This window comes from Kutzneria viridogrisea DSM 43870 (assembly GCF_000525635.1).
Taxonomy (GTDB): domain Bacteria; phylum Actinomycetota; class Actinomycetes; order Mycobacteriales; family Pseudonocardiaceae; genus Kutzneria; species Kutzneria viridogrisea.
Window position 1 is genome coordinate 4969065 of the sequence record NZ_CP007155.1, and the last position, 14040, is coordinate 4983104.

General features: G+C 71.7%; 15 protein-coding genes. 6 read left to right on the forward strand and 9 right to left on the reverse strand.

The window, feature by feature from the left end; translation table 11 throughout:
* Positions 1 to 6 precede the first annotated feature (6 nt).
* Entirely contained in the window at positions 7 to 939 is a 933-nt protein-coding gene (locus tag KALB_RS48580) for a LuxR C-terminal-related transcriptional regulator (RefSeq protein WP_025357850.1), read from the reverse strand.
* A gap of 35 nt (positions 940 to 974) precedes the next feature.
* The gene (locus tag KALB_RS21880) at positions 975 to 1775 is read right to left on the reverse strand and encodes a phosphotransferase enzyme family protein (RefSeq protein ID WP_025357851.1); all 801 of its coding nucleotides are present in this window, start codon (positions 1773 to 1775) and stop codon (positions 975 to 977) included.
* Positions 1776 to 1792: 17 nt separating this feature from the next.
* Between KALB_RS21880 and KALB_RS21885 the strand changes: the two genes are divergently transcribed.
* Both KALB_RS21885 and KALB_RS21890 read left to right on the forward strand, forming a co-directional pair.
* On the forward strand, positions 1793 to 2278 hold the full coding sequence (locus tag KALB_RS21885) for a hypothetical protein (protein WP_025357852.1): 486 nt from the start codon (positions 1793 to 1795) through the stop codon (positions 2276 to 2278).
* A complete protein-coding gene (locus KALB_RS21890; RefSeq protein ID WP_025357853.1) occupies positions 2275 to 2607 on the forward strand; it encodes a YnfA family protein in 333 nt (110 codons plus the stop codon). Before KALB_RS21885 ends, KALB_RS21890 begins: the two co-directional genes overlap by 4 nt.
* Here KALB_RS21890 and KALB_RS21895 read toward each other — a convergent pair.
* Positions 2585 to 3016, reverse strand: a complete 432-nt coding sequence (locus KALB_RS21895) for a DUF3995 domain-containing protein (RefSeq protein ID WP_025357854.1) — start codon at positions 3014 to 3016, stop codon at positions 2585 to 2587. The genes KALB_RS21890 and KALB_RS21895 overlap by 23 nt on opposite strands.
* Positions 3017 to 3125: 109 nt before the next feature.
* Between KALB_RS21895 and KALB_RS21900 the strand changes: the two genes are divergently transcribed.
* Positions 3126 to 3932, forward strand: coding sequence for an NYN domain-containing protein (locus KALB_RS21900; RefSeq protein ID WP_025357855.1), 807 nt, complete (start codon positions 3126 to 3128; stop codon positions 3930 to 3932).
* 6 nt (positions 3933 to 3938) lie between these two features.
* On the opposite strand, the gene KALB_RS21905 is transcribed toward KALB_RS21900, so the two are convergent.
* On the reverse strand, positions 3939 to 5996 hold the full coding sequence (locus tag KALB_RS21905; RefSeq protein ID WP_025357856.1) for a pectate lyase-like domain-containing protein: 2058 nt from the start codon (positions 5994 to 5996) through the stop codon (positions 3939 to 3941).
* 113 nt (positions 5997 to 6109) lie between these two features.
* Here KALB_RS21905 and KALB_RS21910 point away from each other — a divergent pair, with 113 nt between their 5' ends.
* From KALB_RS21910 to KALB_RS21920, 3 genes are read left to right on the forward strand one after another with little or no spacing between them, the layout of a single operon-like run.
* Positions 6110 to 6775, forward strand: coding sequence for a TetR/AcrR family transcriptional regulator (locus tag KALB_RS21910; protein WP_025357857.1), 666 nt, complete (start codon positions 6110 to 6112; stop codon positions 6773 to 6775).
* Positions 6776 to 6789: 14 nt separating this feature from the next.
* Positions 6790 to 7911 (forward strand): FAD-dependent oxidoreductase, encoded by a 1122-nt coding sequence (locus KALB_RS21915; protein WP_025357858.1) that lies wholly within the window; start codon positions 6790 to 6792, stop codon positions 7909 to 7911.
* Complete coding sequence (locus tag KALB_RS21920) at positions 7904 to 8590, forward strand: alpha/beta fold hydrolase (RefSeq protein WP_025357859.1); 687 nt, start codon at positions 7904 to 7906, stop codon at positions 8588 to 8590. The genes KALB_RS21915 and KALB_RS21920 overlap by 8 nt, the downstream gene beginning before the upstream one ends.
* On the opposite strand, the gene KALB_RS21925 is transcribed toward KALB_RS21920, so the two are convergent.
* Genes KALB_RS21925 through KALB_RS21945 form a run of 5 tightly spaced genes read right to left on the reverse strand, consistent with a single transcriptional unit; the run spans position 8565 to position 14026 of the window.
* On the reverse strand, positions 8565 to 10052 hold the full coding sequence (locus KALB_RS21925; protein ID WP_025357860.1) for an alpha/beta hydrolase: 1488 nt from the start codon (positions 10050 to 10052) through the stop codon (positions 8565 to 8567). The two genes, KALB_RS21920 and KALB_RS21925, sit on opposite strands and share 26 nt — an antisense overlap.
* 42 nt (positions 10053 to 10094) lie before the next feature.
* On the reverse strand, positions 10095 to 10538 hold the full coding sequence (locus KALB_RS21930; protein ID WP_236650374.1) for a GNAT family N-acetyltransferase: 444 nt from the start codon (positions 10536 to 10538) through the stop codon (positions 10095 to 10097).
* A gap of 37 nt (positions 10539 to 10575) precedes the next feature.
* Positions 10576 to 11847 (reverse strand): ATP-grasp domain-containing protein, encoded by a 1272-nt coding sequence (locus KALB_RS21935; RefSeq protein ID WP_025357862.1) that lies wholly within the window; start codon positions 11845 to 11847, stop codon positions 10576 to 10578.
* Positions 11848 to 11861: 14 nt separating this feature from the next.
* Positions 11862 to 13073 carry an MFS transporter gene (locus tag KALB_RS21940; RefSeq protein ID WP_025357863.1) on the reverse strand — a complete coding sequence of 404 codons (1212 nt, stop codon included), beginning with the start codon at positions 13071 to 13073 and terminating at the stop codon, positions 11862 to 11864.
* Complete coding sequence (locus KALB_RS21945) at positions 13070 to 14026, reverse strand: branched-chain amino acid transaminase (protein WP_025357864.1); 957 nt, start codon at positions 14024 to 14026, stop codon at positions 13070 to 13072. The genes KALB_RS21940 and KALB_RS21945 overlap by 4 nt, the downstream gene beginning before the upstream one ends.
* Positions 14027 to 14040 lie beyond the last annotated feature (14 nt).

Below are 14040 nucleotides of genomic sequence, written 5' to 3' on the forward strand. Positions count from 1 at the left end.
TATTTTTCACGGCGACAAGCTGGCCATCAGCTCCTCCCGGCCGGACACCCCGGTCTTCCGGTAGATCGACTTCAGATGGTCGTTGACCGTGTGCGGGGACAACCCGAATCGGCGGGCGATGCCGCGTGGCCGCTCCCCCTCCAGCGCGGCCTCCAGTACCGACCGCTCCCGAGCGGTGATCCCGTACCAGGCCGCGATCGCGGGCAGCAGCAGTTCCGCGGTCGGCGACACCACGGTCAGCACCACCTCTCCCCCGGCGATCCGCTCCCCGCCCATGGCGATCCAGCCGCTGGCGGAGGGCAGCCTGGTCAGCACGGGCCCGGTGCTGCGCCGAGCCAGGTAGGTGGTGTTCGACAGCGAGCCGAACAGCACCTCGTCGGGCACCGGCGCACCCCACGAACTTCCCAGGATCGCCCGCAGCGAGGGCGTGATCGTTCTGATCGTGTCGTCCGAACCGATCACTGCCACACCCGAGTGCCACTCCCCCAGCCGCACCGGGGACATCGGCAGCCCGGTGACGTACCTGCGCAGCTCAACGGCCAGCGAGGCGGACACCTCGAGCGCCAACTCCTGCTCACGCGGGGAGAACGGCCTGCCGCCACCGCGGACCAGGACCAGCGCGCCGCGCACCTCGCCGTGCTCGACCAGACTCACCCTCAGCTCACTGGTGAACCCGTGCTCGATCATGAACCGCCCGCGCACCGGCAGCCGCGCCAGGTCCTCCCCCGGCGTCAGCACCCGCACGGCGCCCAGCGCGGACAGCCCGCCAAGCGCTGCGGCCTCGCGTTCGATCGCGCCGCGCACCTCGGGCCGGTAGCCCTCGCGCTCGGCGTGCAGGCACACTCCCCCGCTGAGCGGGTCCAGACCGATCAGCATGTACGTGTCGTGCGGGATGAGCCGGTGCGTTCTCGCGGAGAACTCGTCGCCCAAGTCCTGCATGGTCCCAGTATAGTTTCTTTCATTCACCACTGAAGTCACAGTGACAAATCGTGGAACGCCTGGACCCGCGCCCGGTGGTAGTCGACCTGCTCGGCGGTGTGCACCGCTCCCCTGCGCGCGGCCAGCTCGAAGTACGCCGCCTCGCGCCGCAGCTTGTGCCTGATCAACTGGGTCAGCGCCTCGTCCTCGGCGATCTCGGCGGGGCCGCCCTCCGCCCGGTACGCGGCGAGGAAGGCCCGCGCCGGGGCGAGGTCGCGCACCAGGTCGTCGCCGAACTCCAGCGCGGCTGCGGCCAGCTCGAACTCCGGCACGCCCAGGACCGCCTCGTCCCAGTCGATCAGGGCGATGATCCTCCCGTTGCGCGCCAACAGGTTGCCCGAGTGGTAGTCCCCGTGCAGCGGCTGCACGGCCCTCCCCCGCCGGTACCGCTCCAGCCACCGGTCCAGCGCGGGGTCGGGCAGCACCCCCTCGTCACCGAAGCTCGGCGTCGGCCGGGGCCCCGGCCGGAACCCGGCGAGCGAGCGGTGCACCCGCGCCAGCAGGCGGGCCGCCTGCTCGCACTGCGCGGGGTCCTGCTCGTCAGCCCACTCCCCCGCCGCGTAGGGCCACAGCGTGATCGGCCGACCGTCCACCCGCAGCACCGTCGTGCCCGCGCGCGTCATGACGGGCGCCAGCACCTCGGGCACCTCGCGGGCCGCCCGCAACGCGATGGCGTGACACCACTCGACCTGCTCGTCACCACGCCAGGGCGGTCCGATGCGCAGCACCAGGTCCCCCAGCCGGTACGCGGCCGACTCCTCTCCCCCGTACAGCCGTTGCGGCTCATCCCGTGACACGGAGGTATTTTGACCACATGGCGTTGCGCGTGACCGACATCGACGCACCGCGGGAGCCGTTGGACCGCAGTGACGCGTACCTCAAGTTGTCGGTGGACTGGCGGCCAGGCGCGCTCGGCCTGGAGCCGCTGCACTACTACCTGCGCGACCGCGCCGGGGCCACCCAGGGCTACGTGGAGCTGAAGGTCTCCGCGCACACCGGTGAGGTCTGCGCCCTGGTGCTGATCACCGAGCCCAGGGCCCGCACCGCCATGCCCCCGCTGGACGTGCCCGCCAAGCCGGGCACGGTCTGGGTGGACGTGACCGCCTGGATGGGCTTCGACCAGATCGACGAGGTGGGCGATCTCGCGGTGGCAGAGGGCGAGGGCAGCACCTACTACGCGTTCAGCCGCGCCCAGCCGGTGAAGTGGGTCGTGGCCGGGTTCGTGCGGTTCGGCGTGGGACTGGGCGAGGAACTGGTCGGCGTGCTGGTGGAGCAGGACCGCAAGGGCCAGCACTGGTGACGGTGCTGCGCTCGATCGCGCTGTTCGGGCTCGCGGCGCTGCTGGAGATCGGCGGAGCCTGGCTGGTCTGGCAGGGCGTGCGCGAGCAGCGGGGCTGGGCGTGGATCGGCGGCGGCCTGATCGCGCTGGGCCTCTACGGCTTCGTGGCGACCTTGCAGCCCGACGCGCAGTTCGGCCGGATCCTCGCGGCGTACGGCGGGGTGTTCGTGGCAGGCTCACTGGCCTGGGGCATGGTGGCCGACGGCTACCGGCCCGACCGCTGGGACGTGCTCGGCGCGCTCATCTGCCTCGCCGGGGTCGGCGTGATCATGTACGCACCGCGGGGCTGACGCGGCTGGGCTGCCGGACTGCCAGCAGGTACGCGATCCCACCGAGCAGGAACCACGGGTTCCACCGCACCAGACTCCAGAACCGCTCCCCCTCGGACACCTCCGCCGCACCGGTGAGCAGCAGCAACGTCACGCCGACCGCCCGCACCAGCAGCAGACCGGCCACCGCCCAGCACGCCAGCAGCAGCAACCGGTTCGGCCACCGCCGCATGGCGACCGCCAGCACCGCGATGGCCAGCAGGCAGGCCGCCGCTGCCCACAGGCAGCCCAGCACGAACCAGGTCGGCCGCTGGGCCGCCAGCTCCGGCCCCGCCGAATCGGCCAGCCCCAGGTCGCCGCCCAGTGCCCAGTACACGTGTAACGCCGCGAACAGCACTGCCCATGCCGCGGCCAGGATCCCCCACTTCACGTGCTCGAGCGTAGTGGTCGCGGGGGCTGGAGGCATGAACTTCAGTCGTCACTGAAGTCACAGTACTAACAGTCCCGTGGTGTCCCCAAGGCCCCCGTAAGATCACCCGGTGCGGATCGGGGTCTTCTACGACGGGACGTGGTTCGCCCACGTGAGCGAGTACTTCGCCACCGCCCACCCGCAGGGCTCGCCGATCGCGCTGGAGGGGCTGCACGACGCGCTGCGCTGGCGGGCGCACACCAGCAGCGGTCAGCCGCTGGCGGACTGCCAGGTCAGCGAGGCGCACTACGTCCGGGGCCGCCGAGCCGCGCCCTCACCGGCGTTCGACGCGGTGCTGGCCAACGCGGGCGTGCTGCGCCACGACCTGGAGCTGTACCACGGCCGGGAGAAGGGCGTGGACGTGTACCTGGCGTTGGAGGCCTGGGATCGGGCCACCAACGCGCCGCTGGACCAGGTCGTGCTGATCACCGGTGACGCCGACTTCGTGCCGCTCGTGCGGCGGCTGACCGGACGTGGCATCGCGGTGCTGGTGCCGGTGGTCGACACGCACCCGGGCGCGCTGGCCGCCGACCGGGCACAGCTGAGGACCGCTCCCCTGCTCCAGTCGACGGCCAGTGACGCGCCCAGCTGGCACGAGTTGTTCGCGCCCTGCGAAACGGTGGGCTACCCGCTGCGCTCCCCCTGGCTCGGCGGCGCACCCGGCCAGCGCTGGCGCGGCACGGTGACCGGGTGGCGGCCCGGTCAGACGCACGGCTTCATCACCGACACCGAGGGCGGCTCCTGGTACGTCTCCCGCGAGGACATCCCGCGCGGCTTCGACGCGCTGCCGCTGAACGCGCGGGTGTCCTTCGCCGGGTCACCGATCCCCTCACCGGGGCGCGACTACCCGAGAGCGCACTCGATCCGCTTCGGCTGAGGCCGGTCAGGGGTAGCTGACCAGGTTGCTCGGCACGGTGCCGGACGGGGTCGTGGCGCCCGCGTCGTTGATGACGTGCGTGATGGTGCCCTTGTAGTTCAGCGACACCGTGAGCAGGTCGTGGAAGCGCACGCCGGGATTGTTGGGCACCTCGAAGGCGTGGTAGGCGCTCACCGAGGGGTTGGTGTTGAAGAAGTTGTAGCTGCCCAGGCCCCAGGCCTCGTGACTGGTGACGTTGTCCCCCACCTTGTAGGCGGCGTAGCCGTTGCGCCCGTTCGGCGCCATCCAGGAGCCCTGGTCGGGCACGTCGTAGGGCATCTCGTTCTGGAAGAAGATCGTCCTGCCGTGCTGCCCGTTCCAGACCACCTGGTACTTCTGGTAGTGCTCCACGAACAGGCCCGTCGCCAGCACGTTGTTGCCGTTGACCAGCACCCCGGTGTCCGCGGTGTTGGTGTTCCAGCCGACCGTGCCGCCGTTGCCGTGGTCGGCCCGCCAGGCCCAGGTGTGGTCGATGATCACGTCGTTGCTGTTGACCACCAGGCTGTTCGTGGCCTTGCCCGCGACCTGGCCGCCCACGCGGAAGAACACGTCCTGCAGCGTGGTCGGGTTGGCCGCGTGTCCCGCGCTGGAGCCGGACGGTCCCACGGTGAGCAGGGCCTGCGAGTTGGTCGTGCCCGCGTCGAACAGCAGGCCCTTGAGCCGGACCCCGTCCACGTCGGCGACCTGCATGGCGTTGACCCCGTTGTCCGGGACCAGCGTCGGGTAGCCGATGCCCAGCACCACCGTGTTGGCCCTGCTGACGTTGAGGGTCTGGTCCAGGTGGTAGATGCCGGGGGTGAAGAACAGGTTGCAGCCCGCGGACAGCGCCGCGTTGATGCTGGCGGCGGTGTCCCCGCCCTTGACCACGTGGAACTGGCTCATCGGCAGCGAGTTGCCCGGGGTGCTGCCGCTGGCCCAGCTCGGGCCGGAGGCGTTGGTGCGCAACGAGGGCAGGAACACGCGGTACCTGCCGGAGCCGTCCACGTACAGGTAGGGCACGTCGCGGGAAACCGGGGTGGTGGCCAGGGTGGTCTCCGGCGGGTTCGGGAAGGTGTTGGCCGGTGCCCCGTTGGTACCGGAGAACACCATGTTCCACACGCCGCCGTTCCAGCTGCCCAGGTTGCTGTCCCGGGTGTACCACTGCTGCTGGGAGATCGAGGCCGCTTGTCCGGAGACCTTGCTGTCGGCCACGTAGCCGCCGCTGGCCCACCCGTAGCTGGCCGGGTAGAGGGCGAGGCCGCCGTGCACGTCGATGCGCCGGAACGGGGCCGCCTGCGCCACCGCCCAGCGGTTGGTGCCGCTACTGGGGTTGATGGCCAGGTTCTCCGCGGAGCGCCAGAAGTTCTGCGTGGCGTTGCCCGCGTCGGAGGCGTTGAAGGCGTCCACCGTGACGTCCCCGTTGATGGTCACATCGTCGGGGTTCTGCCCCAGACCGGCCACCGAGGTGTAGAAGCCCACGTCGTCGTGCACCGAGTAGGTGCCCGGCTTGAACAGGTGCGCCACCCGCCGCTGCGCGAACTGCGCGGTCAGCGTGTCCTTCTGGGCGTTGAAGTCGGCGTCGAGCCGGGACTGGATGCTCGCCGAGGACATGCCGGGGTCGAAGATCCGCACGTTCGGCCCGAAGTCGGGCGTGTCGGACTGGCCGGTGCAGGCGGTCGGGCCGGTGGTACCGCCGTTGTCGCCGCCCTGGGTGTAGGTGTAGTGCGGGGTGTCGTACTGCGGCCCGTTGCGTTCGTAGGTGAACCAGTAGTCCAGCACCGAGCCGGTGCTCAGCGAGCCGACCGTGCTCTGCCAGGTGCCTGAGCTGTTGTCCATCCGGACGTTCTGCTGGCCCGCGCCGCCGACGAGGTAGTGCACGTCAACGTAGCGGGCGGGAACCGTTGGGGTGAAAGAGATCCGCGCTTGGGACGCGGTCAACTGCGTCGCGTTCTGCGCGTAGTCGGCCTCGGCGGCGGCCGCCGGGCCGACGCTGAGCAGGGCGAGGCCGAGGGTGACGATCACAGGCAGGGTGAGGCCGCGATCCACGTCGATGCACCTCCAGGCAGGGGAAGTGAGATGAGAGCGCTCTCATCGCGTGAGCAAGATAGCACCTGCCGAACGAACTTGTTCGTTACGAACATGTTCGTTAGAGTGCGGACATGCCCCAGAGCCGCCGTGACCGCCCCGCCAAGCCCGCACTGAGCCGTGCGGGCATCGTCGCGGTCGCGGTCGACCTGCTGCACAGCGAGGGACTCGACCGCGTCACCATGCGCAGGCTGTCGGCCGAACTGGACACCGGACCGGCCTCGCTCTACGTGTACGTCCGCAACACCGCCGACCTGCACGCCGCCGTGCTGGACGAGCTCCTCGGCACGGTGGACCTGGCGCCGGACTCGACCGCCGACTGGCAGGACCGGCTCGTGCAGGTGCTGGCCTCCTACACCCGCGTGCTGTTCCAGCACCCGGGACTGGCCCGCACCGCGATGCTGACCTGGCCCAGCGGCCCGCACTACCTGGCCCTGCTGGAGCAGTTGTTGGGGCTGCTCGCCGAGGGCGGCGTGCCCACCGACCGCGCGGCCTGGGCGGTGGACCTGCTGATGCAACTGGCCACCGCGACGGCAGCCGAGCACAGCACCCGCGAGGAGACCAAGACCGGAGCCGAGTTCGAGGCCCTGCGCGCCGCCGCACAGGGCGCCGACCGGCGGACCCACCCGCACCTCACCGCCGCCGGAGCGGAACTGTTCTCCGGTGCCGGACCGGACCGGCTGCTGTGGGGGCTGCGCGTGCTGATCAACGGCGTGCTCGCCACCCCGCGACCCGAATGAGGAGAAACCCCTCCGTGGCAACACATCCCCGCATCACCATCGTGGGCGCCGGGCTGGGCGGACTGACCCTGGCCAGCGTCCTGCACACCCGGGGCGTGCCCTGCGCGATCTACGAGCTGGACGCCTCGCCGACCGCCCGCGACCAGGGCGGCACCCTGGACCTGCACCCCGAGTCCGGTCAGCGCGCACTGGCCGAGGCCGGTCTGCTGGAGCGGTTCCAGGCCCTGGCCCGCGCCGAGGGCGAGGAGCTGCGCCTGCTGGACCAGCACGGCACCGTGGTCCTGCACGACCCGGCCGAGCAGGGCGGCAACCGCCCCGAGATCGACCGCAGCGCGCTGAAGTCCCTGCTGCTGGACTCGCTGCCGCCGGACACGATCCGCTGGGGCAGCAAGGTCGTGTCGGTGACCGCGGGCGCGATCACCCTGGCCGGCGGCGAGGTGGTCGAGTCCGACCTGGTCGTCGGCGCCGACGGGGCCTGGTCCAAGGTCCGGCCCCTGCTGTCCGAGGCGAAGCCGGTCTACTCCGGACTGTCCTTCGTGGAGTCCCACCTGTCCGATGTGGACGCGCGGCACCCCGGTGCCGCCGAACTCGTCGGCCAGGGCACGATGTTCGCGCTGGGCACCGGCAAGGGGATCATCGCCCAGCGCAACGGGGGCGGCCGGATCCGCGTGTACACCGCGGTGCGGACCACCGAGGACTGGGTCCGCTCGGCCGTGATCACCAAGGAGCACCTGCTGGAGCTGTTCACCGGCTGGCACGAGCCGCTGCGCGCGTTGATCACCGACAGCGAGGACGAGCTCGTCCCCCGCCCGATCCACGCCCTGCCGGTGGGCCACCGCTGGCCGAGGACCCCCGGCCTCACCCTGCTCGGCGACGCCGCCCACCTGATGTCCCCGTTCGCCGGGGAGGGCGCCAACCTCGCCATGCTCGACGGGGCCGAACTCGCCCGCGCGATCACCGAACACGAGGACCTGGACACCGCGCTCGGCGTCTACGAGACGGCCATGTTCCCGCGCAGCGAGGCCTCCGCCGCCGAGTCGGCGGACAACCTCCTGCTCTGCTTCAGCCCAGGATCCCCGCAGCCCTTCCTCGACAAGATGCTCAGCTACGGCGTAGGAGGCCCGGACCATGAGTGAGCTCGAACTGACCCTGACCGAGGCCGGTGCGGGCCAGCCCGTGCTGGTCCTGCACGGCGGCGCCGGGCCGGGCAGCGTCGCCAACCTGGTCGAGCACTTCGCCGCCGACTCGCACGTGCTGGCGCCGACGCACCCCGGCTGGGAGGACACGCCGCGCCCGGAGTGGTTCACCGGCGTGGACAGCCTCGCCGTGACCTACCTGGACCTGCTGGAGGACCGGGACCTGAGCGAGGTGCTGGTCATCGGCAGCTCCTTCGGCGGCTGGGTCGCCGCGGAGATGGCCGTGCGCGACCGCGGCCAGCGCATCGGCCGCCTGGTGCTGATGGGCGCCATCGGGCCGGAGATCCCCGGCCACACCGTGCGGGTCCCCGGCGGGGGTGGCGGGGGTGGCGCCCCGCAGGGCCGCGGCCCCTCCCCCGCCGCACTGGCCACGATGCGCGCCTACGCCGGGACCTCGATGAACGACCCCAAGCTGCTGCGCAGGCTCGCCCGCGTGCGGACCCCCGCCCTGCTGGTGTGGGGCGAGCAGGACCAGGTGGTCAGCCCCGAGTTCGGCCGGGCCTACGCCGCCGCCCTGCCCAACTCCCGGTTCGAGGTGATCGCGGGCGCCGGGCACATCCCGACCCGGGAGGCCCCGGAGGCCGCGCTGGCCGTCATCGACGGGTTCCTGGGCCGCTGAGGGTCGGGACCGGCAACGCGTGCCCCGGGCACACCACGTCGCCCGCTGGCACGGCGCCGCGCAGGAAGTAGTCGGTGGCGTAGCCGTCGACGCAGGAGTTGTGCACCTGGGGCCGGTTGTACAGGCCGTGCGAGCCGCCGCCCTGCTCGGTGACCAGGTGGGAACTGGGCAGCAGGGCGTGGGTCCGCACCGCGCCCTCGAACGGAGTGGCCCCGTCCAGCGTGCCCTGCAACATCAGGATCGGCGGCAGGCCCCGGCCGTCGATCCTGGTCGGGCGCTGCCCGGTCACCGGCCAGTAGGCGCACGGCAGGTTCAGCGCCACGTTGGCCCAGGTCTCGATCGGTGCCTTCACGGCGTAGGCCGAGTTGTCCTGGTCCCAGCGCGCCCACGACCGGGGCCAGCGCGCGTCGTTGCAGCTGACGGCGGTGTAGGCGGCGGTGGAGTTCTCGGCGGCGGCCGAGGTCGGGTCGGCGTCCTTGGCATCGGCCACCAGCGCCGAGGAGTCCCCGCTGACCAGGTAGTCGCTCAGCGCCCGCGCGTTGGCCACCCAGTTGGTGTCGAAGTACACCGAGTTGACGATCACGGCGTCCAGTTCGGCGGGGCCGAGCACGCCGATCGGCCCCGCCTTGAGCTGGGCGCGCGCCTTGAGATAGGCGGAGTACACGGCCTGCTGGGACGTGCCGAGGTGGAAAACCCCGTCGTACCGGGCGATCCAGCCGAACCACTGCTCCGCCCGGGTCTGGAACGCCACGTCCTGGTCCAGGTTGCCCTGGTACCACACGTTGGCCGGATCCGCGTTGGCGCTACTGTCCAGCACCATCCTGCGCACCCGGCCGGGGAACAGCTGCCCGTAGACCGCGCCGAGATAGGTGCCGTACGAGGAGCCGTAGTAGTTGATCTGCCGCTCCCCCAGCGCCTTGCGGATCTCCTCCACGTCCCGCGCGGTGTTCGGCGTGTTCAGGTGCGCCAACTCGGCCCCGGCGCGTTGCGCACAGCCACGGGCGAACTGCTGGGCGCGCTGCTGGAGCCGGGTCTTGTCGGCACCGGTGGCCGGGTTCGGGTCGGCCGCGGGCTGGGCGTAGTACTGGGCGCCGTCCACGCAGCTGATCGGGCTGCTCGCACCGACACCCCGCGGGTCGAAACCGATGTAGTCGTAGGCCTGACGGACCGCGGCAGGCAGGTTTTTCGCCCGGTACAGGCCGCTGCTGCCGGGTCCGCCAGGGTTGTAGACGATCACACCCTGGCGTTGCGCCGCCGTGCCGGTGGCCCTGAGCCGGGACACCGTGATCGACAGCTTCGGGCCCCACGGCCGGTGGTAGTCCATCGGCACCGCCAGCGTGCCGCACTCGTACTCGGCGTGCCCCGGGCAGGGGTGGGTGAACACCGGGCGGGCCGCGGCGGCCGGTGGTGCGGTGACGAGCCCGGCGAGCAGGGCCGCCGCGACCGGTAAAGCTGACCACATAAGGATTTCCTCCCGTGACTCGACCGACCGCGGCGGCGCGCGTCAGAGCGCCAGCTTGAAGCCCAGGTGGCTGGCGGTGAACCCGAGCTGCTCGTAGAACCGGTGGGCGTCGGTCCTGGCGGTGTCCGAGGTCAGCTGGACCACCGTGCAGCCCCGGGACCGCGCCTGGTCGACCGCCCAGGTCATCAGCTGCGAGCCCAGGCCGGTGCCGCGCTCGGTGCCGCGCACGCGCACGCCCTCGATCTGCGCGCGGGTGGCGCCCTTGCGGGACAGCCCCGGCAGGAAGGTCAGCTGCATGGTGCCGACCACCTCGCCCTCGCGGTCGGCCACCACGAGGTACTGGTTCGGGTCCGCCTCGATGTCCTTGAACGCGGCCAGGTACGGGCTGAGGTCGTCCGGGGACTCCCTCGTCGCGCCGAGCACGTCGTCGGCCAGCATCGCCACGATCGCCGCGACGTCGGCCTCCCTCGCCCGCCTGAACTGCACTTCACTCACGCTGTTCTCCACCTCGTTCACCTCGTTCTCAGGCCGTGGCCCCGATGCCCCCGGCCCGGACCGAGGGTACGGACACGATCAGCCTGCACTGCGCGACGGCTTCGTGAGCCCTGCGCACGGCGGTGTCCGGGTCGGGTCCCTCGGCCCGGGCCCACAGCGGACGCGAGCCCGAGTCGTGCAGTTCCCGCACCGGATCGCCCGGGTTGACCGCCAACTCGACCCGAGCGCCACCGGCCCGCGCCTGCTCCACGCCCTCCACCGCCACCAGTGTTCCGGCGCACGGTGCGGAACCGAACCAGATCGCCTGCGCAGGGCCGCCCGGTTCGGCCAGCCGCCGCCGGAGTTCGGGCAGCACGGACTCGCCGAGGGTCTGCGCCACGACCAGCCCCACCAGGTCCACCCCGGTGGCATCCTTTGCCAGGTAGGGGATTTCGTCCCCGGCCAGGCGCAGGTGCGTCTCGATCGTCCTGGGTCCCCGCTCGGTCAGCACCAGCTCGGTGTGGCACGGTCCGTCGCGCACGCCCAGCGCGGACAGCACGCGCCCGGTGTGCCGCCGCACGGCCTCGGTCGTGTCCGGGTCCAGGTTCGCCGGGATCACGTGGCCCAGTTCCACGAACGTCTCCGGGTCGGAGAACTTCTGGGTCACCGCGACCACACAGTGCTCGCCCTGCTCGGAGAAGGACTCCACGCTGATCTGCCTGCCGTGCAGGAACTCCTCGACCAGCACGCGCGGTGCGCCGAACCGCCCGGTGTGGGTCGAGGCCACACAGCGCGCGTAAAAGGCCGCCGCCTGCTCAGGATCCGCGACCACACCGACCCCCGCGCTGCCCGAGCCGTCCAGCGGCTTGACCACCCAGGTGCCGGGGTTCTCGGCGATCCACCGGGCCAGTTCCGCCGGGCTGTCCACGGTGTGGCTGCGCACCTGCTCGACGCCCGCCTCGGCGAGCACCCGTCGCATCCTCGCCTTGTCGTGCACGGCGGCCACCGTGTCCGGCGAGTGGGTCGGCAGCCCCAACGCCAGCCCCACGGCCGCGGTCCGGTCCTGGTCCCGCTCGCCCAGCGTGGCCAGCCGCGTGATCGGGTCGCTGGCGTGGATCAGCGCCGCCGCGTCGATCCAGTCCTGGTCGGTGCTGTGCGGCCCCAGCGCCACGACCCGCTCGTGCGCGGTCGGCTCCCACAGCCTGGGCACCAGCGCGAGCTGGCACAGCACGGAAGTCCGGACTCCGGGCCGGTGCGCGCGCAGCAGGCCGGGGATCTCCATCCCGCCGCCCACCACGAGCACGTGTTCCTGATCGCTCACAGTTTCAGTTCCTCCTACGACCGCACGAGGTCGCGTCGTCGGCTGCCGACCACCATCAGACCGGTGCCCACGGCGAAGGTGGCCGCCAGCGCCAGCCAGCCGACCGGGCCCCGCAGCACCACCGCGGTCATGAACGGCGGCCCGAAGCACAACTGGGCCGCGATGCCGAGGTTGAACACACCGAGGTAGGCCCCTGCCGAGTGCTCCGGGGCCAGCCGGTGGGACAGCTCGAACCCGGCCACCGTGTGCAGGTTCTCGCCGATGGTCAAGGCGATCACCGCGGCGGCGGCGAAGCAGGCCGCCAGGGTCGGACCGGTCTGCTCCGCGGCCAGGAACAGCAGGCAGGCGGTGACCAGCGGCAGGGCGGCCCTGATCACCGTGCGCGTGGCCGCGGCGATGCCGATGCTCCACTTCGTCAGCGGCACCTGGAGCACCACGGTGAGCACCGTGTTCAGCGCCAGCAGCGGCCCGACCAGCGCGGGTGGGGCCGCCGACTTGGTCACCAGCCAGAGCGGGATCAGCGTGAACAGCACCGAGTCGTGCAGGGTCAGCAGGGCGTTGCCCACCGACACGAGCAGGTACCGGGCGTCGGCGGTGGGCAGCGTGGTCGGCGGGCGCTGTTTGAGCACCGGCTTGGCGTCCTGGGCCAGCGAACGCACGGCCAGCAGCAGTCCCAGGTACGACAGCGCGTTGACGGCGAACCCGAGGTGGTACGCGGTGACCGTGTTCATCGCGATCACCACGCCGGACACGAGCAGCCCGATGCTCATGCCCGCGTTGCGCATCGTGCGCAGCACCGCGATGGACCGGCTCCGCTCGTCCACCTGCTCGACCTGCACGACGAACACCTGCTGCACCGGGGTGCTGCCACGGTCGAGCAGGCTGACCACGCAGGTCAGCACCACGTACGCGGCGAAGGAATCCACGAACAGGAACCCGGCGTAGCCGATGGCCCTGGTCAGCAGCAGCACGCTCCAGACCCGGCCCGCGCCGTAGCGGTCGGCCAGCCAGCCAGCCGGAATCGGGGCGAGCAGTCCGAGCAGGTTGGCCAGGCCGAGCGCCACGCCGACCTCGACCGGGTCGATGCCCACGTGGGTGACCACGAAGACCGGGATCAGGGCCAGGAACAGGCCGCTGCCCATCGAGTCCACCGCGGCCGTGCCGGCCAGCAGGCGACCGGCACGGGTGCGCGGGGCGTAGGCCTCGTACAGGCGGCGGAGGTTCACGGCGAGGTCGAGACGGGGTCGAGCACGCCGGTCACGTCGGTGACCCAGTCGCGGTGGGCGGGCAGTTGACCGGAGATCGCCTTGTCGAACTCCGCGCGCAGTGCGGTGAAGACCGGGCCCGCGGTGCCCTCGCCGACCGGGAGACCGTCCAATGTGGTCACCGCGACCAGTTCCATCGCGGTGCCCGCCAACAGCACCTCCTCGGCCATGCGCAGTTCGGCGGGTGCCAGTGGCCGCTGTTGGGTCGGCACGCCGAGGTCGGCGGCCAGGTCCAGCAGGGCGTCACGGGTGATGCCGGGCAGGATGCCCTCCTCCACCGGCGGGGTCACCAGCACGCCGTCGAGCAGCGCGAACACGTTGGCCGCCGAGGCCTCGGCGACCCGGCCCGCCTGGTTGAGCAGGATGGCCTCGTGGTCCCCGCCGCGCACCGCCTCCAGCCTGGCCAGCGAGGGGTTGATGTAGCCGCCGGTGGACTTGATGCTCGGCGGCAACTGGGCCGGGCCGCTGCGCACCCAGCCGCTGGTGCGCACCCGGATGCCCTTGTCCGCGTCGGGTAGGTAGCCCGACCAGGCCCAGCAGCCGATCGCCACCTGCACGTCCGTCAACTGGGCGGCCACCGCCATGGCGCCCGCGCGCAGGAACACCAGCGGGCGCAGGTAGCCCGAGGACAGGCCGGAGCGCAGGGCCAGGTCGGCGCAGGCGCGGATCAGCTCCTGCTCGGTGTAGGGGATGCGCATGCCCAGCGCCCGCGAGGAGTTGAACAGCCGCCGGATGTGCTCGCGCAGCCGGAACACCAGCGGCCCGGTCAGCTCCGGCGTGCCCGAGGGGTAGAACCTGATGCCCTCGTAGGCGCCCCAGCCGTAGTGCAGGCTGGGGTTCATCACGTGCACCAGCGCGTCGGTGCCGTCCACGACCTGGCCGTCGATCCACACCGGACCTGAGGTCACGTCCATTGGTCTTCTCCCCT